General features: G+C 68.5%; 22 protein-coding genes. 16 read left to right on the forward strand and 6 right to left on the reverse strand.

Annotated features, from left to right (window positions below; all coding sequences use genetic code 11):
* Positions 1–46 precede the first annotated feature (46 nt).
* The 12 genes from O3438_RS32875 to O3438_RS32930 all read left to right on the forward strand — a co-directional run bounded on the left by O3438_RS32875 (position 47) and on the right by O3438_RS32930 (position 11,576).
* Entirely contained in the window at positions 47–1,528 is a 1,482-nt protein-coding gene (locus O3438_RS32875; RefSeq protein ID WP_269683347.1) for a hypothetical protein, read from the forward strand.
* Positions 1,528–3,381 carry a type IV secretory system conjugative DNA transfer family protein gene (locus tag O3438_RS32880; RefSeq protein WP_269683348.1) on the forward strand — a complete coding sequence of 618 codons (1,854 nt, stop codon included), beginning with the start codon at positions 1,528–1,530 and terminating at the stop codon, positions 3,379–3,381. Before O3438_RS32875 ends, O3438_RS32880 begins: the two co-directional genes overlap by 1 nt.
* A complete protein-coding gene (locus O3438_RS32885) occupies positions 3,381–3,977 on the forward strand; it encodes a hypothetical protein (protein WP_269683349.1) in 597 nt (198 codons plus the stop codon). Before O3438_RS32880 ends, O3438_RS32885 begins: the two co-directional genes overlap by 1 nt.
* A complete protein-coding gene (locus O3438_RS32890; RefSeq protein WP_269683350.1) occupies positions 3,974–4,234 on the forward strand; it encodes a hypothetical protein in 261 nt (86 codons plus the stop codon). The genes O3438_RS32885 and O3438_RS32890 overlap by 4 nt, the downstream gene beginning before the upstream one ends.
* A 53-nt stretch (positions 4,235–4,287) precedes the next feature.
* A complete protein-coding gene (locus O3438_RS32895) occupies positions 4,288–4,458 on the forward strand; it encodes a hypothetical protein (RefSeq protein ID WP_269683351.1) in 171 nt (56 codons plus the stop codon).
* The gene (locus tag O3438_RS32900) at positions 4,455–4,967 is read left to right on the forward strand and encodes a hypothetical protein (RefSeq protein WP_269683352.1); all 513 of its coding nucleotides are present in this window, start codon (positions 4,455–4,457) and stop codon (positions 4,965–4,967) included. Before O3438_RS32895 ends, O3438_RS32900 begins: the two co-directional genes overlap by 4 nt.
* The gene (locus O3438_RS32905) at positions 4,964–6,079 is read left to right on the forward strand and encodes a M23 family metallopeptidase (protein WP_269683353.1); all 1,116 of its coding nucleotides are present in this window, start codon (positions 4,964–4,966) and stop codon (positions 6,077–6,079) included. The genes O3438_RS32900 and O3438_RS32905 overlap by 4 nt, the downstream gene beginning before the upstream one ends.
* 168 nt (positions 6,080–6,247) lie before the next feature.
* Positions 6,248–6,781, forward strand: coding sequence for a MarR family winged helix-turn-helix transcriptional regulator (locus tag O3438_RS32910; protein ID WP_269683354.1), 534 nt, complete (start codon positions 6,248–6,250; stop codon positions 6,779–6,781).
* Positions 6,778–8,178, forward strand: coding sequence for an APC family permease (locus tag O3438_RS32915; RefSeq protein WP_269683355.1), 1,401 nt, complete (start codon positions 6,778–6,780; stop codon positions 8,176–8,178). The genes O3438_RS32910 and O3438_RS32915 overlap by 4 nt, the downstream gene beginning before the upstream one ends.
* A gap of 79 nt (positions 8,179–8,257) precedes the next feature.
* Positions 8,258–9,568: an MFS transporter gene (locus O3438_RS32920; protein WP_269683356.1), complete on the forward strand. Its 1,311-nt coding sequence runs from the start codon at positions 8,258–8,260 to the stop codon at positions 9,566–9,568.
* Between the two features lie 78 nt (positions 9,569–9,646).
* Positions 9,647–10,870: a histidine decarboxylase gene (locus O3438_RS32925; RefSeq protein WP_269683357.1), complete on the forward strand. Its 1,224-nt coding sequence runs from the start codon at positions 9,647–9,649 to the stop codon at positions 10,868–10,870.
* A 451-nt stretch (positions 10,871–11,321) separates the two neighbouring features.
* Positions 11,322–11,576, forward strand: coding sequence for a hypothetical protein (locus tag O3438_RS32930; protein ID WP_269683358.1), 255 nt, complete (start codon positions 11,322–11,324; stop codon positions 11,574–11,576).
* A gap of 27 nt (positions 11,577–11,603) precedes the next feature.
* Here the strand turns inward: O3438_RS32930 and O3438_RS32935 are convergent, their stop codons facing one another.
* The 4 genes from O3438_RS32935 to O3438_RS32950 form a co-directional block, all read right to left on the reverse strand.
* Positions 11,604–11,807, reverse strand: coding sequence for a hypothetical protein (locus O3438_RS32935; protein WP_269683359.1), 204 nt, complete (start codon positions 11,805–11,807; stop codon positions 11,604–11,606).
* A gap of 631 nt (positions 11,808–12,438) precedes the next feature.
* Positions 12,439–13,113, reverse strand: coding sequence for an HNH endonuclease family protein (locus O3438_RS32940; protein WP_269683360.1), 675 nt, complete (start codon positions 13,111–13,113; stop codon positions 12,439–12,441).
* 739 nt (positions 13,114–13,852) lie between these two features.
* Positions 13,853–14,848 (reverse strand): hypothetical protein, encoded by a 996-nt coding sequence (locus O3438_RS32945; RefSeq protein ID WP_269683361.1) that lies wholly within the window; start codon positions 14,846–14,848, stop codon positions 13,853–13,855.
* A 216-nt stretch (positions 14,849–15,064) separates the two neighbouring features.
* Positions 15,065–15,958 (reverse strand): IS982 family transposase, encoded by an 894-nt coding sequence (locus tag O3438_RS32950; RefSeq protein ID WP_269683362.1) that lies wholly within the window; start codon positions 15,956–15,958, stop codon positions 15,065–15,067.
* Between the two features lie 412 nt (positions 15,959–16,370).
* On the opposite strand from O3438_RS32950, the gene O3438_RS32955 reads away from it, so the two are divergent.
* Positions 16,371–16,787: a hypothetical protein gene (locus tag O3438_RS32955; protein WP_269683363.1), complete on the forward strand. Its 417-nt coding sequence runs from the start codon at positions 16,371–16,373 to the stop codon at positions 16,785–16,787.
* A 399-nt stretch (positions 16,788–17,186) separates the two neighbouring features.
* On the opposite strand, the gene O3438_RS32960 is transcribed toward O3438_RS32955, so the two are convergent.
* Positions 17,187–18,335, reverse strand: a complete 1,149-nt coding sequence (locus O3438_RS32960) for a hypothetical protein (RefSeq protein WP_269683364.1) — start codon at positions 18,333–18,335, stop codon at positions 17,187–17,189.
* A 202-nt stretch (positions 18,336–18,537) separates the two neighbouring features.
* On the opposite strand from O3438_RS32960, the gene O3438_RS32965 reads away from it, so the two are divergent.
* The 3 genes from O3438_RS32965 (at position 18,538) to O3438_RS32975 (ending at position 24,258) form a co-directional block, all read left to right on the forward strand.
* Positions 18,538–18,705, forward strand: coding sequence for a hypothetical protein (locus O3438_RS32965; protein WP_269683365.1), 168 nt, complete (start codon positions 18,538–18,540; stop codon positions 18,703–18,705).
* A 358-nt stretch (positions 18,706–19,063) separates the two neighbouring features.
* Entirely contained in the window at positions 19,064–22,450 is a 3,387-nt protein-coding gene (locus tag O3438_RS32970; protein WP_269683366.1) for a serine/threonine-protein kinase, read from the forward strand.
* A complete protein-coding gene (locus O3438_RS32975) occupies positions 22,447–24,258 on the forward strand; it encodes a S1 RNA-binding domain-containing protein (protein ID WP_269683367.1) in 1,812 nt (603 codons plus the stop codon). The genes O3438_RS32970 and O3438_RS32975 overlap by 4 nt, the downstream gene beginning before the upstream one ends.
* Before the next feature lie 178 nt (positions 24,259–24,436).
* On the opposite strand, the gene O3438_RS32980 is transcribed toward O3438_RS32975, so the two are convergent.
* On the reverse strand, positions 24,437–25,480 hold the full coding sequence (locus tag O3438_RS32980; protein WP_269683368.1) for a hypothetical protein: 1,044 nt from the start codon (positions 25,478–25,480) through the stop codon (positions 24,437–24,439).
* Positions 25,481–25,491: the final 11 nt, after the last annotated feature.

Raw genomic sequence — 25,491 nt, forward strand, 5'->3', positions numbered from 1 at the left:
CGCACGTTCCGCCGCCCGAAGGGATTTGGCGGACGCGGAAGCGAATTTGGCACGCGAGAAGCGTGCGCTGCGGCGGATGACCGACCGGCTGCTCGGCCCGCCGTCGGTCGACCGGCGGGGCGAGTTCGGCCCGGCGGCTGGGCGGGCGTACTGGCAGATGCGGCTGCCGCCGCTGGTCACCACCAGCGCGCAGCTGTGCAGCGTGTACCCGTTCGTCGCCGACCCCGGCCTCGGTGTGGATGGACCGTTGATCGGGCAGGAGGTGTACTCCCGCTCCGGGTTCGTGTTCTCGATGCACGAGCTGTACCGGGCCGGGGTGATCAGCGCACCGAACATGGTCGTCACCGGGGAAATCGGATCGGCGAAATCGTCGCTGCTCAAGACGATCGCGTACCGAGGAATCCCGTTCGGGGTGCGGCACTACATCGTCGATGTCAAGGGCGAGTACGACGGGCTGGCGGACGCCGCCGGGATCCGGCCGGTGCGCATCGGCCCCGGCCTCGGCGTGGTCATGAACCCGCTCGCCGGCATCGCCCGCCAGTCCGGGCAGGGGGAGCCGGAGTGGTTGCAAATCCAGCGGGCCAGGCGGCTCCTGCTGCTGGAAGGGCTGTTGGAGATCCAACTCGGCGGCCCTCTCAGTGAGGCCGAACGCTCGCTGATCGAATACGCCCTCGACGCGGTGACCCGCAGCGACGACGCCACCAGCACCCACCGGCTGGCCACGCCGACGCTGTCGTTGGTGCTGGCCGCGATGGGGCAACCGCAGATGTGGGCGCACCGCCTCGCCGGGGTGCACTACGACGTCGACCAGTTCGCCGCCGACAGCCGGCGGGTCCGCCTGGCGTTGGAACGGCTGATCAGCGGTGCGCTGGGTGGGATCTTCGACGCGCCCGACGCGTCGGCGTTGACGGTGGACTTCGCCGCGCCCGGGGCGATCCTCGACCTGCGGGCGGTCCGGGCATCCGACCAGATGACGGCGATGGCGATGACCTGCGCCCAGTCGTGGCTGGAAGCCGAGCTAACCCGACCCGATGCCCCACCCCGGGTGTGCCTGTACGACGAGTTCGCGCTGATCACCCGTCACCTTGGGCTGGTGCGGCGGATGCGGGAGCAACTGAAGCTGGCCCGCGCGCTAGGAACAGCGAACATCCTGGCGTTCCACCGCTTCTCCGACCTCGCGGCCAGCGGCAGCGCCGACTCCGAGCAGGTCCGCATCGCCCGAGGGCTGATCGAGGACACCGGCGTGCGCGTGTCCTACCGCCAAGCCCCCGGCTCCCTCGACGGAGCCCGCGAGTTCCTCGGCACTACCGACGTGGAAACCAACCTGCTGCTGCATCTGCGCCGTGGCGTCGGGCTGTGGAAGATCGGGCTGCGCTCCTACGTCGTCAAGCACCAGCTCTCCACCACCGAGCAGGCCATGGTGGATACGGACAACCGGATGCGACACACCCCCGATCAGGGCGGGCGGCCGTTGACCGACGCGGAGTACGAGACGCGGGAATCCGCCGCGACCGGGCAGGTGCGGTGATGGCCGGCTCGCTCATGTCCCCCGGACACCGCCTGCCCAAGCGCGGCGTGGCCCGCGCCGACATCCTCGCCCGGCTGACACTGCTCGGCATCGCCGTGTTCGGCGTGCTCCTGGGCACCTTCACGCTGTGGCTGGCCGGGCAGGTCGGCGGAGTGCTCACCCACGCGACCTGGCCGGACGCCTCACCAGCCGACGCACCCGGCATCGCCGCGCGGATGATCGGCAACGGCGGTGACCCCGCCGCGGCGTGGCCGACCGCCGCCCGCGCCGACCTGCCCCCCACCGCCCTGCTGTACGCGCTGTGGGCTGGCCTATTCATCGGCGCCTTCGTCGGCCTTGGCATGCCGGCGGTCCGCTTCGCGCAGCGGCGGGTGCAGCGGCGCGGGTTCGCCCACCGCACAGACCTCGACCGGGTGGTGACCGCGTCGGCGGTGCTGCGCCGCGTCGACGTCCTCCGGCCCGGCCTCACGATCCGCGCAACCGATCGCCCCGAGACCGCACACGCGAAAGCCCAGCGCCGCAAGGATCCCTTGGAGGTGGCGCGGTTCCTCGGGCACCACGCGCTGACCGGGGAGCCGCTGTACCTGGCCAACGAGTACACCGAACTCCTCGCCGGGGCCGCCCGCTTCGCCAACAAAACCTCGCGGTACATCGTGCCCCGGGTCGCGGACGCCCGCGGAGCGGTCATCTCCACCTCCACCCGACTCGACGTCGCCGCCGTCACCTACGACCTACGCGCCGCGATCGGCCCGACGTGGATCTTCGAACCGCAGGGCCAGGTGCCCGGGGTACCGCGGCTGCGGTGGTCGCCGATCGAGGGAGCACACGACCCGGACATCGCGGCGCTGCGCGCGAAGGGCTTCGCCGCCGGCGCCGGCCTCAAAGGCGACGTCGAGAACGGCCAATACTTCCAGGACCAGGCCGCGTCGATCATCCGCGGTTTCTTGCACGCTGCTGCCCTTGATGAAACGACCACGATGACCGACGTGGCGAGCTGGGCGGCCAACCCCGCCGACCCCCGCGCCGAGCGGATCCTGCGCCACCACCAGCAGACGGTGTGGGCCGACCGGTTGGCGTTTCACCGCGAATCCACCGGCCGCAGCCGCGACGCCATCCAGTCCGTCGTCTTCGGCGCCTTGGACGCGTTCAGCAACCCGCGCATCCTGCGCGCCTGCTCCCCACCACGCGGCGAGCAGTTCCAGCCGGAGCAGTGGCTGGATGAGTCCGGAACTCTCTACCTGGTTGGCACCCGCAGCGGGCAGGCCCTGGTCGCCCCGCTGTTTGCGGCCATCGCCGAGGACATCATCTACCGCACCCTGCAACGTTCCTTCGTCGCACCGGGCGGTCGGGTGGAGCCGTGCCTGTACCTAATTGGCGACGAGATCACGAACATCGCGCCGCTGCCGTCGCTGCCCGCGCTGGCTTCGGAGGGCGGCGGCGCTGGCATCGCCTTGTCGATCTCCTGCCAGAACACCCACCAACTGCAGGAGCGGTGGGGCCGCGACGGTGGGCAGGCCCTGCGCGACGGCGCGAACGCCCGCTTCGTGATGGGCGGCACCCAGGACGTGTCGGCGCTCAAGGACGCGCAGTCGCTGCTCGGCCAGGTGCAGGAGCTGTCGTCGTCCGCGTCCTGGGGCGGCGGGCGCGCCAGCGTGCAGGAGAACACCCGCCGGGAGAACCTGCTCGACCTCGCCGAGCTGCGGACCCTGCCCACCGGTTACGCCCTGGTGCTGCTCGGCAACATGCCCCCGGTCGAGGTCGTACAACCGGCATGGTGGGAGCGCCCCGACGCCGGTCGCTTCAAGGCCGCGCAGGCCGCGTTCACTGCCCGACTCGAAGGGCGGCGCAGCTGATGACCGACCGCGGGTTCCTGTTCGAGATCCCGGAGCAGGCGTCGGGAGAGCAGCGGGCGATCGCCGAGATTGCTGGGCTTGTCGACGCGTTGCGCGTCAGTGTGGAACGCCTCGCCGAGGCGCACGTGGCACTCGTCGAGCGCGTCGACGCGCTCGACGACGACACCGGAGGGGCGCCGGGGCGTCACTGCTGGCGTGACCTGGACCGCGACGCGGCACGGGAGCTGTGGGCGTGGCTGATCGCCTGGACGCAGTGGCTCGTCGAACGCTACGGCCTCGCCCAAGACCTCGGGTCGTGCTGGCCGGCGCACCCCGCCCTGGTGGAGGAGCTGACGGCGCTGGCCGTGTCGTGGCACTACGCCTACTCCCGCAAGTCCGACCCGGACGCCCCCGTGCGGTGGCACGAGGCGCTGCACCGGGCCCGGCACCGCTGGCAGGGCTGGGACACCACCCGCTGCCGCCACGGCCAGCACACCACCCGCAGCGCCGACACCGTCTGGTCGCCGCCGTGGCCGCAAGACGCCGAGCGGGCCGTCACCGACGACGTCAACGCCCGGCAACGTGCGGCGCCGGCACAGACAGGAGGGACGACATGACGAACCCCGCCGAGGTCACCGGCGTCTGGGACTGGCAGCGCTTCGAAGCCGCGCTCACCGGACTCCGCACCGGCATCGACCAACTGCGCAACTACATCGCCGCAATCCACGACGAGCGTCACAGCTGGCGCGACGACCACCAGGAGGACAGGCAGCAATGGACGGACATCGACGAGATGACGCGCCGGAACACGGAGCTGGACTGGGCCAGCGACGGGCGCCTCGACGGCGACTACAACCGCGACGTCGACGACTGAGCACCACCGCGCGGGCCACCGTCGCCGCCCCGCTAGCCCGCATCGACGCCGGCTTGGAGCAACTACGCCACGACATCGACATGGTCGTCGACAGCGCCGGGCGCCGCCCGAGCGTGCGGGCACAGCTCGTGGACGTCCACCACCAGGTGCGGCTGCTGGGGCAGCGGCTCAACACCGCCCTCGGCGCCGACATCGCCGAGACCCCACCTCAGGAGCAGCCGTGACGGGGTACCGCGCCTTCAGGACGGCCACCGCGGGGGTGAGCGTCGTGGTGCTCGCCACGTGCGGCGGTCCGCAATCCGCGCCCTCGGGCGGCGGGTCGGCCGCCGGCACCCACACGGTCCCGGCACCTCCGGTGCCGGCCACTTCCCTGGCCGCCGATCCTGACGGGGTCCTCCCCACCACGGCAGCGACGGCCGATCCTGCAGCGGTCAGCGCCGCCGTCGGGTTCACACGGGCCTGGGCCCGCCCGGACCTTCCCGCTGACCGGTGGCTGGCCGGTGTGCGTCCCTACGCGATCCCGGCGTACGCGGATCTGCTCGCCACGGTGCACCCGCCCAACGTTCCCGCCACCCGGGTCACCGGTCCGGGCCGTGCCGTCGCGGCCACGACCGATCGGGTCGACGTCGACGTCACCACCGACGCCGGAATGCTGCGAGTGATCTGCGTGCGCAGCAGCGGGCGGTGGCTGGTCACCACGCTCGGCCTGCGCGAGGAGGCTGCGCCCCGGTGAACCGCTCGCGGATCGGGGTCGCGGCTGTGCTCGTCGCCGTCCTGCTGCTGTGTGGGCTGCCGGTGGCGGTGGTGCTCACCGACGATGCACCGGCCGCGGCCTGCACAGCGGCCGACCGGTCGTCCGCTGTGCAGGCCGCGGGTGACGCGGCGGTGTCGGCGGTCGGACGGTGGAACGCTGAGCAGGTCGGTAATGGCGCGCAGATCGTCGCCGTGGGTCGGGATCTCGGTGTGCCGGCCCGGGGATGGGTCATCGCGGTGGCCACGGCGATGGTCGAGTCGAGCCTGCGCAACCTGCGCGGCGGGGACCGCGACTCGCTCGGCTTGTTCCAGCAACGCCCGAGTCAGGGATGGGGGAGTCCCGCGCGGATCCTCGACCCTGTCTACGCCTCGACGAAGTTCTACGACAGGCTGCGGCGCCTTGACGGGTGGGAGGCCATGCCGCTGACCGTCGCCGCGCAACGCGTGCAGGTTTCCGCGTTCCCCGACAAGTACGGCCAGTACGAGCACGACGCGGAGCAGGTCGTCGCCGCCGTAGCTGGCGTCGCCACGATCACCGATCTGCCCGGAGCGAGCCTTGCCGTCTGCCCGGACGGCCCGGTGAGCGTGGCGGCGTCCGGGTGGACGGCACCGCTGCGCGCTCCTGTCGGCAGCGCCTACGGGCAACGCTCCGGCAGATTGCATGCCGGAGTTGACCTGAGCGTCGACCGCAACACGGTCATCCGGGCCGCGAGCGCCGGGAGGGTGCTGTGGGCGGGCTGCGACCCGAGCACCGGCAACTGCGACGTCGACGGCAGCCCCAGCACCAAAGGCTGCGGCTGGTACGTCGACCTGGTACACGCCGACGGCTACGGCACCCGCTACTGCCACATGATCCGCAGGCCCGACGTCACCGAACGCGACACCGTGCAGGCAGGCCAGCAACTGGGCCTGGTCGGCACTAGCGGCCACTCCTTCGGACCGCACCTGCACTTCCAAACCCACCAGGGCGTGTGCGCGGGCTCGCGGTGCGACCTGGACAACTTCAACTCCACCGACCCGGTCCCGTTCATGCGCCAACGCGGCGCCGCGCTCGGCGAAGGAGGTGAGGCGCAGGCAGCAGACGGCAGGTAACGCACCAGCAAGAGCACGGGGGGAAGACATGCACGAGGAGCACGAAGAAGAGCAGCGTCCGCGCCGACGAGTCCAAGAGCCGCCACCGCCGCAAGACCGCGGCGGACAGGTGGGCCAGCGCCGCAACCGCAAACCCAACCGGCGGCCCGCGCGGCGCAGGTGGTTCGAGTGAGCGCCGCGACGGACCGGCCACCGCGCCGCGTCGCTGGCGTTTACCGGCCGGCAGTCAACACGCCACGCATGCCGCCGCCGCGACCAGGGCCACTGGCGCAGCTGTTCCGTACCGCCAACGTCCTGCGGGCTCATCTGGAGCGGGCCGTCCTGCGCGACGAGGGCATGACCTGGACTACCTACGACGTGCTGGTGCTGGTCTGCGCCCGGCGGGCGGTGGAAACCCGCACCGCCGCCGCCGAGATCGGAATCGCCAAAGCCACCCTGACGAACACACTCGTCTCGCTCGTCGACCGAGGGCTTGTTCGGCGGGATCTCATGGAGGACGACCGGCGGCGGGTAGTTCTGCGCCCGACCCAGAACGGCCTGGATCTCGCGCGGCGAGTACAACGACTGGTGGAGGCTGAGCAGGCTCGACTGTTCCACGGGCCGGGCCTGCCGACGGGGGACAACCTGGCGCGGGCGCTTCGGGTCCTCGCGACCCGCGGCCGGGAACGCGATGCCAACGACGAGCCGGGCGTGTCCCGGTGACCGGGCGCATCGGTGTAGCGCGCGGCACCGCCCTGTACGTCGGGGCGGTGCTCGGGCCCGGCGTCCTGATCCTGCCCGCGCTGGCCATGCACGCGGCCGGACCTGCGTCGCTGCTGGCCTGGGCTGCCATGCTGGCCGTGTCGGTGCCGATCGCGGCGGCGTTCGCCGCCCTCGGCATGCGATACCCCGACACGGGTGGGGTGGCGACGTTCACCCGGCGGGCGTTCGGACCTGCCGTGGGAACCGTCGTCGGGTGGTGGTTCTACGCGGCAGTGCCGCTCGGCATGGTCGCCGGGGCACTGGCTGGCGGCCGGTACGCCGCCACCGCCCTGGGCTGGGGACCTACCGCGGCTGGGTGGATCGCCGCGGGCGTCTTGGGATTGGCGTACGTGATGAACGTGTTCGGGTTGCACGTGTCCGGCCGCGTGCACCTTGCGCTCACCGGCGGGCTCTTCGCGCTCCTCGCGACGGTCGTCGCCGTGGCGCTGCCCCATGTCGCAGCCAGCCGCTTCGAACCATTCGCCCCGCAGGGCCTCGTGGGCGTCGGCAGCGCCGCCGCGGTGCTGTTCGTCGCCGTGTGCGGCTGGGAAGCCGCCACCAACCTGGCGGGAGAGTTCACGCGCCCCCGCCAGCAGTTGCCGGTCGTCGCCGCCGCGAGCCTGAGCATCATCGCCCTGCTCTACGCCGGTCTCGCGATCTGCACCGTCGGCGTCCTCGGCGCCGCCGGTGCAGATACCGAAGTGCCCCTGATCCTGTTGCTCGACCCCGCCGCCGGACCCGGCGCGATGGCGGTCACCGCCCTCTGCGCGCTGCTGTTGACCTTCGGCGCGCTCTTCACCTTCATCGCCGCCGCAGCGCGCGCAGGTGCGGCACTGGGCCGCGACCGCGCACTACCCAAGTGGCTCGCCGCCAACGGGGTCGCCGGGGTGCCGAGGCGCAGCCTCGCCGTTCAAGCGAGCGCCGCGGCGGCGGTCGGGGCCGCAGCGCTCGGGGCGCCAGCGCTGGTTGACGTCGACCTGCTGATGCGCGCGTTCTCCGTGGTCGTGGCATCGGTCACCCTGCTGGGACTCGCCGCCGCCGTAAGACTGCTGTCGTCCGCGGTGATTCGCACGGGCGCAGCCGCAGCGGCGGTCGTCGTCGGCGCGGTCGCAGCATTCGGTGGGCGTCTGGTGATCCTCCCGGTGGTCGTGGCCGCTGCGGCATGGGCCTGGCACCGGCGCCACCCCCGGCCACCCGCACCACCGGTCTCTGCCACACCGACAGCGCCCGCGGTCGGGGCGACGTCCGAGCGGATCCAGGTGCTAGCCGGGAACCCCCGGCAACTACACGACCGCCTCGCCTCAGGCGCACGCAACGCTGCGCCCAGCCGAAGCCGCCCGCGCGTCCGGCGGTCATGACCGGCGGCGGTCGCCGGCACTTCCCTGGCCGGCGACCGCCGCCCTTCTACTGCCCAAGGACCGGCAAAGGAGCCGCCTCGTGACTGTGACCGCTGCGCCAACCACGCCCGCTCCCGCAGGACTGGGCTGGCGCCTGGGCGCCCTGTACGGGCCAGCCATCTACGGAGTCAGCGCCGCTGCCGTAGCGCTCCCGGCCGCCGCCGCCGGACTGCACGCCACTCCATCGGCGGCGGTGTGGATCCTGACCATCCACGCACTCGGACTCGGCATCGGCGCCGCCGTCGCCGGACGATCCACCGACACCTGGGGCCCCCGCCGCGTACTCACCCTCGGCGCTGCTCTCCTTGCGGCCGGCACGATCCTCTGCGCGACCGCATCCGCTCTCCTCGTCGCCGTCGCCGGTCGCGCAATGATCGCCGCCGGGTCCGGGACGATGACCGCGACCGCGCTTACGCTCGCCACCAACCAACCGGGGCCGCAGCGGCCCATTGTGTTGGCGCGACTCGGCGCGATGATGGCGCTGTACTCGGCCACCGCACCGTTGGCCGGTGCGCTCGTCACCGCCGCGTCGTGGCGAGCAACACTGGTCCTGCCCGCGCTGTCGCTGGTGGCGCTGCCCTTGTGCTGGCCGCTGACCCGCCGCCGACGCGTCGCGGGGCGGGTCGACGGGGTGGGTGCCGCCCTGCTGGTGCTCGTCGCAGTCGGGCTGCTGCTGACGATCCAATCCGCCACTCTGCACATCCCCCAACCCGCCGTCATTGCCCTGCTGGCCGGCACCTGCGCGCTCGGAATCCTGCTGATCGTCCACAGCAGGCGCCACCCTGCGGGGTTCCTACCGGCGGCCGTCGTAGGGAGCCGACGGTTCTACCTCGCCGGCCTCGTCGGAGCCGGCGTGTACGGCGGGCTGTTCGCCTGCGTCTACGCCGTACCGCAGATGCTGACCCGCCTCGGCTACAGCGCCCAGGACGTCGGCCTGCTGCTCCTACCCGGGGCAGTCGCCGCAGCGCTGATGGCCCGTCTCGCCGCCACCGCCATACGCACCCTGCCGCCGCAGCGCGTACTGGCCGGCGCAGCCGCACTGTTCAGCGCCACCGTGCTGCTCGCCGCCGTCAACCAGCGGCCAGCGGTGCTGGCCTGCGCGGCCACGGCCGGCTTCGCAGCCTTCGCCATCGCCCAGATGACCCTGACCGCGGCCATCTCAGCGCACACCGCCCCTCCGGCGCGGGCCGGTGCTGTAGGCCTGCTCAACCTCATCTTCTTCATCGGAGGAGCGCTCGGGCCAGCAGGCTGCGCGGCCCTGTGGCACCCGCTCGGGCTACCCACCGCGCTCGTCGCCACGGCCGCGCTGCCGGCAATAGCCGCCGCGGTCGCGTGGAGATGCCGCCTCTGACAGACGCCCCACGACATCAGCCAGCACCCCTGCGTGACAACCCGCACCTTGCATCCTCGGCCTCGACAGGAGCGAACAATGACAGCAAACCCCCTCAACGGACCTGCCCAAGACCCCCGACTCGACGCCCGCCTGCGCCAGCTCAACGCCGCGCAAGCCACGAACATCGGCGTCCCCGCCGCCGTCGACATCGACTACCGCAACCTGGCGCCGCTTCTCGCGCACCTGCTCAACAACGTCGGCGACCCCGACGCCGACCCAACCCACCCCAACCACAGCAAAGACCTCGAACGCGAAGTGCTCGCCTTCCTCGCCGGCCTGTTCCGCGCACCCGAACGGCGGTGGGGTTACATCACCAGCGGCGGCAGCGAAAGCAACCTCTACGCCCTGTACCTAGCCCGCAGCCGATACCCCGACGGTGTCGTCTACCACTCGACCGCCGCCCACTACAGCGTCCCCAAGGCCGCCCATCTGCTGGGCATGACCACGGTCCTCGTCGACAGCCAACCCAACGGGGAGATCGACTACGACCAGTTCGCGCGGCTCGTGCGATGGCACCGCGACCGGCCCGCCATCGTCGTCGCCAACATCGGCACCACCATGACCGAAGCGATCGATGACGTGGGACAGATCCGCGCCGCCCTCGACCGCATCGGCATTACCCAGCGCTACATCCACAGCGATGCCGCGCTGGCAGGGATCCCACTAGCACTCGCAGACGACCCACCCGGATTCGACTTCGCCGACGGCGCCGACAGCATCTGCGTCAGCGGACACAAATTCCTCGGCACACCGTTGCCCTGCAGCGCGGTCATCGCCCCGCGACGCCACACCGCTCACCTGGACCAACTCGTCGCCTACAGCGGCTGCGCCGACGGCACTATCACCGGCTCCCGCAATGGCCACGCCACCGTCATGATGTGGAGCGCCATACGCCGCTACGGCCGGGACGGGCTGCGAGCACGAACGTACGAAGGCCGCGACCTGGCTGCCTACACCTGTCGCCGCCTGCAGGAGATCGGCTGGCCGAGCTGGCGTAATCCCGAGGCCATGACGGTCGTCCTGCGCACCCCACCACCGGCCGTGCGGCAGCGATGGCCTCTACCGTGCAGCGATGGCTGGAGCCACGTGATCTGCGTGCCGGGGGTCAGCCGAACCCAGATCGACCAATTCGTTCACGACATCGTCGATGCCACGGCGCCGCATGATGTTTCGATCGAAGAAGCTAGCGTCGGCACCTCGGACGGCCCGGCTCCAGGTAAGGCGTCCCGACTGCAAGTCGCACCGATGGAGGCGCGCTGATGCCGGGTCCAGTAGGTCGAGTCCGATTCACTCGACCGCAGTGACAAACGGCCGCGCGGATCGATAAGAGTCGGGCCGGTAGCGGGCACGGCCGTACCTCGTCCGCCTTGCAGGATTCGTAGCGGGTGACCCGGGCGGTATAAAGGGTGCCGGTCCGCCTTACCAGGTGAGCCCGGCTTCCGGCCCGAACTGGACCGGGACGAGACGGCGATGCCCTGACCCCGCGAGCGACCGGCGGCGTGTTCGTCGCCGGATTACACGCCTGGGTCATGATCGTCGGCAGGTTCCGGCCCGACCGGTGGGACATCATCGACGCCGGCATTCGCCTGGCCGGTCACGTTGATCATGATCGGGCCGCCCAGGTCCTCGCGCGGCTCCTGACCACGGCAATCGCCCGCCCCGATTCCTTAAACCTCCTGTGTCTACCACCGGTGAAGCCGACGATTGCAAGATGTGGGAGAGGATCGAGGTGCCGTGCGTCGGTGGTCCCGTGGACGGCCGTTCTCTTCGCGTACCGCTCAACGACGATGACCTCCCCCCGTCGCAGATCGACCAAAGCTGGCTCTGGGTGGAGTACGGAGGCGAGTTGCTCGACCTCGACACGAACGGGAAGTACGAGCTGGAGCCGCTCGCCGAAAATGGTCCGCCGTGGGTCTACACCTGGATCAGCTTGCCATTTGGACGAACGCCTGCGGCTTCGTCGTGAGGAACGCTGGGACCCGTTTGCTCCGGGTCACCCGAGGACGACCTCGTGGCGGTACGCCTGTACCCGAGCGCCATCGGCCAGCACGACCTCGACCCGACCACTGTTGTCGGGCTGCCTGCCCACGGCGTGGACCGGCTTGCCGGCATGCCGATCCGCCCGGTCGTGGTCATTCTCGGCGCGGTCTGGCCGGAAGACCCAAACCAGGCTCACAGGATGACTGGACACCAACACCCCCAGGGATAGCACACCTGTTCGAGCGCGCTGAGTCTATTCACACCGGTTCCGTCTGGAGCTCGCGACACGTCGCCGTGCGCTGCCGACCGTCGGCGGTTTCCCCAGGATGAGGGGCATGTCACGGCGATTCGCCGTAGCCTGCCGATTGTTGGCTCCCCCATGCGCGGCGGGCGAGGGCAAACGCTGGTCGCCCTACGGGGAGCTGTGCCGGAACCAGTCTCCCGATCCAACCCGGCGGGCCGCTTGGATCGCCAGCTGCTGATCAAGATCCCCCGGAATCGAGTGACCGTCTGGGCTGTAGGGCCCAAAGGGTGCTCCCACGCCGGCAAGGCGAGATGGGAAGCGTCACCCAGCCAGTGAATCAGCGGACGGCGAAAATTCTGGAGTCGGAAGGGCTGTTCCGGGGGCAGGGGTGGCCGCTCGATTGACGAGCGGCCTCGCTGCCTGCCAGTAATGGTGAACAGGCACGTCACCTGTGGTCGGACCTTGACCATGGGTTGCCCGTCAGCGCCAGCATGATCGGGCACGTGACGGGCGCAGCCGCAGCTCATCCGTCTTGCCAGGCTCTGTAGCGGGTAACCCGGCCGGCCCGCGTCGGCGTGGCTGCCGGCCGGGTAGCACGCGCTAGTTACGAGGAGCAGGTGTTGAGCATGGTCTGTAGTGCGGACTTCTCCGAGGACTGCAGGGTGAGGCTCCAGCTGTACTTCACGGTGATCCACATCTTGCTGTAGGTGCACCGGTACGACGACAGGGAAGGCTGCCAGGTGGAGGGGTCCTGGTCGCCCTTGGCCTGGTTGACGTTGTCCGTCACCGCGATCAGCTGCGGGTGGGTGAGGTCGTTGGCGAAGCTCTGCCGCCGGCTGGTCGTCCAGGAGTTGGCCCCGGAGCGCCACGCCTCAGCCAGGGGGACGACGTGGTCGATGTCGACGTCGGAGGCGGCCGTCCAGGTGGCGCCGTCGTACGGGCTGTACCAGCGGCCGGAGGTGGCGGCGCAGGAGCTGTCGACGACGACGGAGGTGCCGTCGCGTTTGAGGACCTGTTCGCGGGTGTTGCAGCTACCGCTGATCGTGATCCAGTGTGGGAACAGGTCGCGGGAGTAGCCGCTGGTCGAGCCTTGGGTGGCCACGGTCAGGGCGTTGAGCTGTGACTGCGCCGTCGTCTTCGACTGGATGCCGGGGGGCGTGGCCGAGGCCGGCTGCGCGGTCAGGACGGCCAGGCAGGTTCCCGCGAGGGCGGCGACCGCGAGGATGGTGGCGCGGTGCATGACACGCGGGAGAGAAGTGGCAGAGGGCGCGATAGGCATGATCGGCAGCCTTTCGTCAGGGGTGGACGGTAACCGTCTCTGACGATCATGTCAATCGATGGTCATGCACGTAAAGGATGCCGGTCTGGCCACTGACCATTCGGGATTCCTTGGCGCCCGCACTCCTGCTGGCACGAGACCGGCCTATCCACTGCTGTGCATGCCGGCGTCTTGGGCGATGCCAGCTCCGACCCGCAGGGAGGATCCGCTCCCTAGGTTGTCGGCTGCTGTCATCTAATGCCGAAACCGCGTCGCCCTCACCGGGCTAGGCGTGGTCCGCGGGAGAGTGGCAGCCGTGCTTAGCTGGCGGTGCTGGCATCAGCCGATGCCGCTGCGTCTATCCATCAAGGAGCCGCCTCATGGCTACCGTGTCTGTCCTGTTCGTTGGCGGCGTTGCTGATGGAGCCATCCGAGACATCCCCGCACAAGCCGATGGAAGCCCTCCGCACGTCTGGCAACTCCAGCAACGTAACGAGGTGACTGCTACTGGCGTAGACGTTGACCACCTCTACGAAGCCGCTTTCACACCTGGCGATGACGGGATGTGGATCATGCGGTACGTCCGCAGCGACCCTGCCTGAGAGACCCAGAGCCGGATAAGTGCGATCTCTTCCGGCATGTATGTGATCCGGTATCAGCGCACGTGACTTGTTAGGTGCGAACGCGGTGCAGCTCACCGCGTTCCCCACCACCGCTGACCTACTTTTCCGTGTCGTCCGTCGCCGCCCCGCGTCTGAGGTCAGTTCCCATCAAGCTCTCGCCGGTAGCCGCCCGGCCGGATGTGCACGCTTTCGCCCTCTATCGTGATCAGGTCGGCGTCATTTCCGCCGCTGGCAATCGGGTCCCAGGCTCCGTGCAGGGTGACCGTCGGCGTGGTGAAGGTTAGGTTCTCGGCCAGATAGAAGATATAACGCTCGTGACCCTGTTCCCACAACCCGTCGGTGCTGTGCGGATAGCCGTCGAAATCGACCTCGTTGTATTGCGGGTCTAGCAGGTGCACGAACGCCTTTTCGGCGTCCTTGGTGACACGTTTGCAGTAGGTCTTCCATTCCTCGTCCGAGGGATGGCTGAACGTATCGCCCGGTTTCAGCATTCGCACCGTCATTGGTTGGACGCGCAAGGGGAAGAGATACATCTCGTCAGTGACTCTGGAACCGGGAGTGCGCGGCCACTCGTTAGACAGGATCTGTTGGCGCTTGCGGTGCGCGCGCTGGAAGAGCCGCTGGTAGGTGTCGGCTTTCGAGGCGATGCCGACGTATAGCAGTTCGTAGGTGGCAAAGTCGCGCCAGCCATGGAAGCCGAGGATGCCGGGGAGGCGATGACTTCGATTGTAAATGATCTTCTCAGTGCTGAACCACTCGAACAACTCGGCCGTGCCCGCGTCTACATCCTCGGGCGTGCCGTCATAGAACAGCAGCGCCTTTTCGTTCCATAGAATGGTGAGTTCACCATTCTCTGGGTCGATGCCTTCGATGTTGGAGGCGAGGTGCGACGGATGAAGGGTCACCGAGTCGCTGATCCCCGTCCCGGTGCTGATCTTTAGATGCAGCAGACCATCGCTATCGTGGTGAAACTCGGAAAACTTTGCCTCGGCGCGCATGGCGATCATGTAGAAATCGCTGCTGCGCAGCCGGTCGACGACCCCCTGCTCTGAGACAACCCACTCGGCTTCCTGGTTGGAAACCGGCGGGTACGCCAGTTGTAACGACGCCACCATCCCGTTCATCGCCAGCACGTGTGCACTTTAGTTGATGTCGTCAATGGCTGTCGGGGTGGTGGAACCTGTTCGATTTCACCGATTGAGTGATCAAGAAGGCGAGAAGCTAGCAACGCCTGGCCCGTCGCGTGCCGGTTCGACGATCCGGCTGCGTCGGGCGATGATCGTACTGGGTTGGGCGGGCAGCGTGCCGGTTGTCACCGCTCGGTCTAGACGAGTAAGTCCGAACTCCGGTTAGTGGTCGTAGGCGATCAAGGACCTGGTGACGGGCTGGCCGGTGGCACGGTTGTGCCAGATCGCGGCGGTCATCGCGAGCAGGCGTTGGGCGATGCGGGCACTGACGCCTTCGATGCTGCGTCCGCCGTGTAGTTCCAGGTCAAGTTGGCCTTTCAGCGTGTCGTTGACCGACTCGATGAGCTGGCGGATCGGCTTGAGCAGATGTTCGTTGGGACGTGGGGTCCGGTTGCGATACGACGGTCGCAGCAGCCGCACGCCCCGATCGGCGAGCCACCGGTCCAGCTCGGCGGAGACGTAGCCTTTGTCGGCGATGATGAGCAGGCCGGGACGTTCGGCCAGCAGGTCCGGGTCGTGATCGAGCACGGCGGTCAGGACCTGCCGGTCATCGACCTTCGGCGTGGCCAGGGCCCAGGTGATCGGCAGGCCGGCCGGGGTGCAGACCAGATGCAGCCGTAGCCCCCAGAACCAGCGCGAGTGCGAGGCGCAGTAGCCGTAGCCGGCCCACCCGGCCAGATCCGAACGCTTCACGGTCGGCCTGGACCGGCCGCACTCGACCGGGGTCGAGTCCACCACCCACGTGTTGTCGGTCCAGAGGTCCGTGTCGGCGGCCATCGCCCGGATGGCCCGCTTCAACAGCGGCACCGCGGCCCGCAGCCGTTTGTTGTAGCCGGACTGCCCCGGCAGATAGGGGAACGCGCCGGGCAGGTGAGCAGGCACGAACCGCAGCCAGCGGGCCTCGGAGCGGACCCCGAGCAGGACCTGCGCCACGGCCAAGGTGAGCAACTCGGCATCGCTGAGCCGCGGTGGCCGCCCGGCCTTGCGTGGCCGTCCAAGCCAGTCGTCGATCTTCACGTACAGTGCGGTCAGAAGGGTGTTGAGGTCGGTCGTCACAAACTGATCTTCAACACCCTTCGTCTATGTCCGAGACGCCGGGTAGTTAGGACTTACTCGTCTAGTACTGCAACGGCAGTTGGTCCGCGGCCCCAGGTCAGTGGGAGGCAGGCGCCGCGGTAAAGGCTACGTAATACTTGCATCTAGTTGACCATCGAGTCCACCATGGGGAAGGCTGTGCCGCCCGCGGGTTGCGGCCGAGGCGACGTGTTCGCTTGTTCGGAACTGTTCGGCACAGCTCAAGCCCTTCCTCGCCTCACCAGTCGTAGGTCAGGCTTAGCGGCAGGTCGGCGGCGAGGGGCGCCTTACCAGCCTGAGTGGCTACACGGCGATTCGCCAACATGTATCCGTTTGTCGCGTTCACGACTCTGACGCGCCGCAGTTTGCCCTTCAATACAAACCATTCTCGTCTATGTTCAGCTGGAAGAAAGAAGGGAATCTCGTGTCGGGAACATTCAAAAACCTCGCTCGGGCCTTGACTCCGACGCTCATCGCCAGTTTGGCGGTGGTGGCTCTACCATCCAGCGCAAGCGCCGGAAAGAATGCCGGACCGACCTGCTTCAACTACGACCATCAAAATATCGACATTTGGAACACTGGTAACGTCAACAAAGCCAACGTACCGCTCCGCACCCAGGGACCCTACTCGGGCTGCCCTATCGACTACCGTCTCCAGCCTGGCACGACGCTCGACTACCACTGTTTCGTCTATAACAACGTCCCCAACACCTGGACGTGGGTGAGCGTGCCCGGCACTGTGCCTCTAATTTCCGGTTGGGTCTACGACGGGAATCTCACGGCCAACGGGTCAGCCGAAGAATGCCTGTAATAGGTGGCTGTTGCGAAATGACCACGGATCTACCCCTTCCAAGCGTTGATAGCGGTATGGTCTGGCCGTGATCGGGAGGTGCCGACGGGGTCTACGCTAGACCCAATACCGGTACTTTGCTGTTTGGGGTCATTGTAGTGGTGCGCCGCCTGCTGGTCAGGTAAAGCCGTCGGGTGGGCACCTGTCGGATCGGGTCGGGATCGGGGGAGATCCGAAGACTGCTCACCGCACTCGCAGTCCGATCAACGCACCCACCAGAGCACGTCTGGGCCTGGTCCCGATGGCGCCGACGACGCCAACACCAAGCCCGAACCTGCCACTACCGACGACACGGCTACCCCTGACCAACTGCCGTTGCAGTACTAGGCCGACGAGGACTCGGTGCAGCTGGCACGAGCGCTACGCCGGGTCGACAGCGGTGATGGCGTCAAGTGCGTCCGCGAGTGCGATCGGGTTCAGCCCGAGCAGCCGCAACACATAGGGCGGGAGAAGGGCGGAAAACAGGTGGTAAAGCCCGTCGGGTTCGACTTCCTGCAACCACGTCAACTGCCGTGTTTGCCAGAGCAACATCACTGCGGTGCAGGCCGTGCCATGCGGTGTGGTTTTTCCGTGAACGGCGCTCTGGATCTCCATGCGCATGGCGCCGAAGGCCGTCGCGATCATCCATTGCAGGACGGCGTCGCCCAGCGTGCCGGTCGCGAGTTCGACCTCGACCGTGTCGCAGAGGTTGAGCGCCCAACTGCGGCGTTCGACGGCTGCCATCCAACCGGCACGCAGCCGCTCCAGCGTCGACTCCTCAACGACACGGCGTAGCTCGGCTCGGACGTCTCCGGTCGGCAAGAGTGTGTTTCCGGCTTTGTCGGCCAGCTCGGTGGCCTGTACCCCGTCGGGAAACTCGAGCATCGAGGCACCTGGCACGGCCGCGCCGGCAGGGCTCATCGACCGCACGAGCGCGGCCATGCCGGTTCCGTTCAGTTCGGAGCCGTCGAGTGCCACGGTCGTGGCCATCAGCTGGAAGTCGGCCGGGGTGAAGGGCTCTGCGAGCGCGGGTCCTTTGTCGAAGGGCAGCAGCTCAGCGGGGGCGAAGGAGATCCCGGCGGCTTTGATTCGAGCGTCGATGCGGCGTATCCGCCGGGGGATCAGCGCGGTGGCGTCCCGGCCAGGAAGTCGCGTCGCCGCGTCCTGCGCCAGGTCGCCGGTGTCCTCACCGCCCGCGACGGGATCCGGCAAGGCGAGGGCGACAGCGGAGAGGAAGGCCGCTCGGACGGTCGGCTCAGGCACCGTGTGCCCGTCGGCGAACGCGCGCAGCGCTACGTCGTGAGTGCGCTGGCCTCGGCGAGCGTGGCGGCCGAGCCAGGTGACCAAGTCGGCCGCTCCGTGCGCGGGCTGCGAGGAACTCCCGCCGAAGCCCTGCCTCATGGGCGTGTTCGCGGGAAGCAGACCCACGCGTCGCCAGTGCTCGAGCTGCGTATTGGTCACGACGACTTCCTGTTTCCGGGCGTAGTCGATCAGCGCCTGGTCTGCAGGGCTTGGTGGCTTCCGGGGCACGCCGTCGAAGATACGCGGCTGAGTGCCCACAGCCCCGCAAACTCGTCCGGTTTCGGGACCGGTGGCGGTGTTCTCCTGATCGTGCCGCGGCCACCACGGTCGCCGTGATCCCGCACGAAGGAGAGCCCGAACCATGTCTCGCCGCGGAACGCCAACCCGCAGGAAGCCGCTCCGTCGGCGTCTGCCTTCTGCTACCCCGAGCATGCGCCGAGCCGCAGGCCGCCGAACCACGGTCATCGGTGGCCTTGCCCTCGGGGCGGTCCTGGCCGGTCTGCTCGCCGCTCACAGCTCGTCATGGGCCACCGGCATCGAGACGGCGCTGGCCGTCGCCGCCGCCTGTGCCGCGTTCGCCGCGCGTCCGCCCCGCTAACCGTCGCGCGCTTACCTGCCTGACTGTGATCCAAAGGAAGGTGTCACCCCCTGCTGATTCACTGTTGGCAGACCGTTGAGGAGAGGTGTGTTCGGTTGAGCCAAAGCCTCGCTCCGGATGAGCGGCGTGACAGCGCGCTCGGGACGTCGGCCGAACAGCCGTGCCCCTGTCACCCGGAGCCGATGATCGGTGCCGACCGCCGCCGAACACAGCCAGCGTCGGGCAGGCGGTTGGCGGCGGAACGTTGCCCGCTGTTCCCGAAGGCCAGGGCGATCGCTCGGCGGCCGTCTGGGTTGAAGTCCAGTATCGTGAGCGGCCGGTCCGCACGAGCAGTTCGTTCCTGGAAGGAGCGTGGGCGGTGCGTGTGATTGCCGGCCGGTATGCCGAGATCGCGAACACCCGTCGTGTTGGTGGTCAGGCGGAGGTCTTTCAAGCCTCCGACTTGCATCACGGCGGCAGGCACGTGGCCGTGAAGCTGGTTCCCGCCACTTCCGATGAGATCTACCGCATCTACTTTGAGCGGGAGACTGCGGCGCACCACAAGCTGGACCACCCGAACATCGTGTCGCTGCTGGACAGCGGCACCGACCACGGCGCGGGCGTGTACTACGTTGTGCTCAGCTGGGTGCCGGTGTCGCTCAAGGACTGGCTGGCAATCGCGCCCGAGACTCCCGGCTGGGACGATGTTGCTGAGGTTATCGCTCTGCCGTTGGCGTCGGCGTTGGCGCACGCACACTCGATGGCAGTGCTGCACCGCGACATCAAGCCCGGCAACGTGCTGTGGGACGGCGAGAAGCCGTTGCTCGCCGACTTTGCCTTGAGCAAGATCAAGGACCAACTCGCGGGCGCGACCGACGCAACGGTTGCCGGGATGACCAGCGCCCCGTGGGCGCCACCGGACCTGGCCTCGCGCGGCTCGACCAGGTTCGACGTCTACAGCCTGGCCGCGACACTGCTGCAATGCGTCACCGGCTGGGAGCTACGTGACCTGCCAGACATCAGCCGAGCGCTCGACGAGGCCGACCTGCCGCCCGGTGTCCTGGCGCTGCTGCGACGCTGCTTGGACGTCGATGCGGCGAAGCGGCCGGCCGATGGACAGCAGTTCTACCTTGAGCTGCAGGCCATTCAGGCGGCGCGGAGCGAAAACTGGCACGACCAGAAGGTGCTGTCGTTCGAGCTGTCCGGCGCGGCGCGCCGATCACTGGAGGAGGCCGGTGACGGCCGCTCGGCCGAAACCGTCATCGCGGGGCTGCTCGGCGCGGCCACCTACGTACTGCCCCGGTTGAAGAGCGTCGGCGGCGGGCGCACGGTGCTCAACGCCGACGAGTTCCGTCTTGTCGGTGACCAGGTCGAGCTGGTGCTGGTCTTCAAGAACCGTCATCAGATGCTCTGTACCCGCGCGGCGATCAAGGACTTCGACGAGCTGGAACGCTGGCGCCAGAACGACGACACGATCGTCCTGGACAGCCGCGACTACACCTGGACGGCACAGCGGCCAACTAATCCGCAGAGAGCCGCCGCAGCCGCCGACGAGCTGCACCTGCTGCTGGAGAAGGCTGTCCAGGACGCCGGTGATCGCAATAGCGACACCTTCAAGCAGGCACGGATGACCAACTGGTCACAGCTGATCGAGGCCAAGGAAGCGCTGGAGAAACGCCTCGAAGAACCCATTAACTACACGCGGGTCAGCCGCGACGGCACCCGGTTCGACCTGCAGACCACGACCCCGCTGACGGGCGCCTTCCTGGACCAGGAGCGCATGGCCCGCCCCGTCGACGAGCCCGCGGTCCGGGGCGCCGCGGTGACGATCGCCGAGGTCGACGGCACGGACATCACGGTGCGGGCGACCCGGCCCGGCGACGAGCTGCCTGCCCACGGTGTGCTGGTGCGCGACCGCACGCCGTCGCAGGCCGCGATCCGCCGGCAGAAGACCGCTCTCGCCGCCCTGCGCGACGGCAGCTCCGCCCGCCCGCACCTGCGTGAGCTGGTGCTGGACCCGTCAGTGGCGAGCGCGCCGGAGCCGGTGGCATTCGAGCCGCTGCGCCCGGACTTCGACGACGACAAGAAACTCGCCGTCGCGCACGCGCTCGGCTCGCCGGACCTGTTCCTCGTCCAGGGCCCACCCGGCACGGGCAAAACCTCGTTCATCGCCGAACTCGTCCACCAGCACCTTGCCGCACGGCCCGGTGACAAGATTCTGCTGGTCAGTCAGATGCACGTCGCGATCGACAACGCAATCACCCGGCTGTACCGCTCCGGCGTCACCTCCGTCGTGCGTCTGTCGAGCCGCGACGACAACGTCGACCCGGACGCCGCGCACCTGCTGCTGTCGAACAAGCTGCGCGCGTGGGCAGATGAGATCCGCGATCGCGCCCGCACCGGCATGGCCGCATTGGCCGATCGCGAGGGTGTGCACATTGACCATCTGTCCCTGGCACTTCGTGCTGAGGAAGCCCTGGCCAACCTGCGGCAGAAGACCGAGACCGCCGAGTTGCTTGGCCCACTCGATGACGGCGACCGGCTCGACAACGAAGACCTGCCCGAGGAACGCGCCGAGCTGCTGGCGGACTATCGACGCGCCGTCGAGCGCGCCGACACCGCGGCCGCTGGGGTCCGCACCGCAGCCAGGGCCCTTGAGGTCGCCGTCGCGGACGAGCTCGGGGAACCGGAGCTGGAGAAGCTCGTCGCCGGCCTGCTGGACGGACCTGGCGCCGGGCCGCGGCTGCGGGAACTGCTGCGGACACAAGGTGACTGGCTGGCCAGCCTCAACGACCCGCAGACCGCTGAACCAATGTTCCTACCCACTCAGAGCGTGGTCGCCGGGACCTGCATGGGCTTCTTGGCCAACCCGCACATCCAGAACATGCAATTCGATCTGTGCATCATCGACGAGGCGTCCCGGGCCACCGCCCCTGAACTGCTGGTGCCGATGACCCGGGCCAAGCGGTGGGTGATGGTGGGCGACACCAAGCAACTTCCGCCGATGGTGGAGGAGGTGTTCGAGTATCGAGACCTGGTCGACACGTTCGACTTGGACAAGGTGTTCCTTACCTCGTCGCTGTTCGACATCCTGCTCGGCGAGGCACCTCCGGCCTGTACGGCCAGTCTCGTCACCCAGCACCGCATGGCCGAACCGATCGGCGAGCTGATCTCGCAGGTCTTCTACGCCGGCACCCTCGTACATGACCCCGTACCCGTCCTGGCGCCCGAAACTGTTGACGACAGCGACCGGCTGGTTTGGTTCTCCACCAGCCGACGCACCAACCGCCGCGAGGACGCCCGCCGCGCCGGCAGCGCGAGTTCCTCGAACAAGCACGAGGCGGCGAAGGTCGCCGACCTTGTCGCACGCCTCGACACCGATGTCCAAGCCGGCAAGTACGCCCGCACCGACGGCGGCAAGCTGGAACTGCTGATCCTTACCGGGTACCGACGGCAATGCACCGAGATCGAACGCGCGCTGCGGCGCCTCACCCTGCGGCACGTCGCCGTGCAGGTCAAAACCGTCGACGCAGTCCAAGGGCGCGAAGCCGACGTGGTCATCTTCTCCGTCACCCGCAGCAACCTCACTGGCGAGCTCGGCTTCCTCGCCGACCGATACCAGGGCCGTGTCAACGTCGCCCTGTCCCGCGCCCGGGAACTGCTCTGGATCGTCGGTGATTCCGAGTTCTGCAGCAGCAAACAAGGCCCCCTCAACCGGGTACTTAGCCACATCACGAACACCGGCGGAAGGGTGCAGTACCTGTGAGCCGCGACATCTTCGCCGACGCCGCACGCCGCCACGCTCACGCGCTGCCGGGACACACCCTGCTCGCCGCGGAGCCGTGCGCCATCCCCGCCTCCGTGCTGACTGTCGACGTTCTAGTTGAGCAGTCCGAAGACCTCGAAGCGGGCCAGAAGTACACCCTGCGCGCCCTGCTCGGCGGCATCGACACTGTCGAAGACCTGCAACTGTTCCTCGGCCTCAATGACGGCGACACCGGTCGCGCCGTCGCCGGACTCCTCCTCGCCGAGTACATCACCTATCAGCCACCCGCCGACGGCGGCTTGCGGCGCCTGCAGTTGCTACCCGCAGGGCAGGAAGCCGCCCGCGACGCCCAGCTACGACGCCCGATGCCCACCACCATGCCGGTCGTCTACGACCGGCTCACCGGCGCCGTAACCGATTGGCGACGCAACTCCTTGCGCCGCTCCAACCAGGCAAAAGCTGACCCCGGGCGCCTCCTACTTCCACCGGCGAGCAGCATGCCGGTCCGCGCCGTCGACCTCAGCCTTGCCGCGCTCACCAGCACCCTGGACCCGCGCAGCCGCGACGGGGCACGCCTGCTCGGGATCAGCGGTGTCACCGAGAACCGCAACTTTTACCACGATGCCATCCTGCTCGTCTTCAGCGATGACGAGACCCATCAGATACGCCTCGGCGTCGACGTCGACGGCAAGTGGAGCGAACCACACACCGCCGCACTGGAGAGCATCGGCGCCGTCGAACGCCTGCGGCTGTCGGCAGCGCCGGTCGAGCACCCCCACGCACCCGTCACCGACTCCGGCGAGCGGCTAAGCAAAGCTGACGTCCTCGCCCTCCAAGCTGCTGGAGACGATCCAGATGGCGACGGTGCGAATCGCGCGCTGAGCCGGGCGGTGATCCGCTGGCTAGGCGTGTACGAACACCCGGCCCGGCTCGATGCCGCCCTCGCGACTTCACGGCGACGGCTGCTCATCAGCAGCCCACAGATCCGCACGGCCGTCGCGTCTATGCCTTGGATCCGCGCCCTGGAGAAGCTGGCCCACACCGTCGACGTGACGATCGTGTGGGGCTCCGGTGACAACGACGGAACCGACCGGGAAGCCCTCAACGCCTTGCACACAGCCGCGGGCCGCGCCAACCGCCTCGCCGTCGTACAGGTGGCCACCACCCCGCAGAAAGTGCTCGTCAGCGACAGCTACTACATCATCACCAACTTCAACTGGCTGTCATTCCGCGGCGACCCGTCACGCATCTACCGCCCAGACGACGGAGAACTCGTCCAGGACCAGGCACTTACTGACAGTGCCTACGACACCTACCTAACCGAGGCATGCGCTAACGCGGTCGAGGTGGTCGGCACCCTTCCCGCCAAATACCGCACCGAGACCGGGTCCGGCTCTCATGCCACCCCGACGAACCACCAGATGCCAACGAGCAGCGGCAACGAACGTCAGGCCCGGCGGCCGACGGCGCCATCGAAGGCAGAACGACGCCGGGAAGCACTCAAGAAGCTTGCGGCAGGCCAGACCGTCACAGGACCGGTGAAGCGCCTGACGCCTTTCGGTGCCTTCGTCACTCTGGGCGAGATCGACGGCTTGATCCACATCTCGCAGCTGGCAGACCACCGTGTCGAGCACCCGTCAGAGGTCGTCAACGTAGGTGAGACGGTCACCGTGCAGATCCTCAACGTCGATACCGCGCGCGAGCGGGTATCGCTGTCGCTGAAGGCGGCGACCTCCGCCAGCTCTGAACCGAGCCGGCCGGGACCTGAGTCGCCAGCCTCGCCCGCGAAGACACGTCGTTCCCGCTGATGCAGCCCTGCCCGGCTGCGGGCTGCTGTCCGGCTGCGAAGGCGGTCTCATCCTCGGGTGCTGCGCTGTCCACGCAGTCGACGACCTCGTGGCCGGACGTCCTCCGCCGATCTCGTGGCAGGCCGCGGAGCACGAGGTCGCACATCCTGTCGTGGGCAGTGCCAGCCGTCCGCTGACGTTAATCGTCGACTTCGCGAGAGTGCTGTGGGCTGGGGTCCTCGTGCTCGGCACTACGGGGTTGAGGCGCGCTGCCCCGTGGGGCCGCCTCGCCAGCCGGTGGCGGGATGATGTTGCTGACGGTTTCCGTCAACTGCTCGACACGTTCGGCGATCCGCTGCACGTAGCCGAGGACTTCGCGGGTGAGCTGAGTCGTAGACGGCGTTCGCGCGTGTTCGGCCTGCGCGACGAGGCTTGTGAGGATGGCGCCGACCTGGTGGTCCGTTGGCGAGGCGGAGTACAATACGGGTGAGGACATGGTCTGGGCTCTTTGGCTCGGGTTGTGGGGGTCGCGTTCGCCATCTGGTGGAGCGGCCCCTCTCTCGTTGAGGCGGAGTTCGGTGCCGGTGCTCGCTTCGAGGATGGTGGCGACGTCGGCGATTCGGTTCCACCATTGCGGTTCGTCGGTCCGGATGGCGCGGCCCGCGGACCATGCGACGGCGTCTGCCATCCAGAGTCCGGGGTCGTTGCGGCCTTCGACGTGGATGAGTCGCATGCGGTGGCTGATGGCTCCTTGGTCGAGGAGCCGGCGGTAGGCCCGGATGTCGTTGCGGTCGATGCTGGGCAGGCGGCTGCCGGTCTCCCGAGCGTCGCGCCACTCTGCGGCGCTGCCCCGGGTTTCCAGGTAGACGTTGCGGACTCGTTGCCCGTTGAGGTGGCGCAGGAGCCGTTCGAGGCTGAGTTGCCGGGCGTGTTCGCGCTGGCGTTCGAGGTGACCGTGTACGTGTCGTGGGTTGCTCGGTACGGCGCCTTGGTCGCCTGGGTTGATGGGTACTTGCGCGGAGACGACGGACCAGCCGGCGTGTTCGGCGACGACGTCGAGCATCGCTTCGATGGTGCCGACGTGTCCGCGGTGGTACAGCCGGGTTGAGTGGTACCCGTCGTGGATGCCGGCGGCTTCTGTCGCGGCGATCTCAGCGGCGGGGACGCTGTCGTGGTCGATGATGACGGCGGCCATCAGGTAGGCGCCAGGGCTGTTGCGCTGCTGGAACCAGGACTCGTCCACAAACGCGGTCG

Source organism: Micromonospora sp. WMMC250 (genome assembly GCF_027460215.1).
GTDB lineage: Bacteria > Actinomycetota > Actinomycetes > Mycobacteriales > Micromonosporaceae > Micromonospora > Micromonospora taraxaci.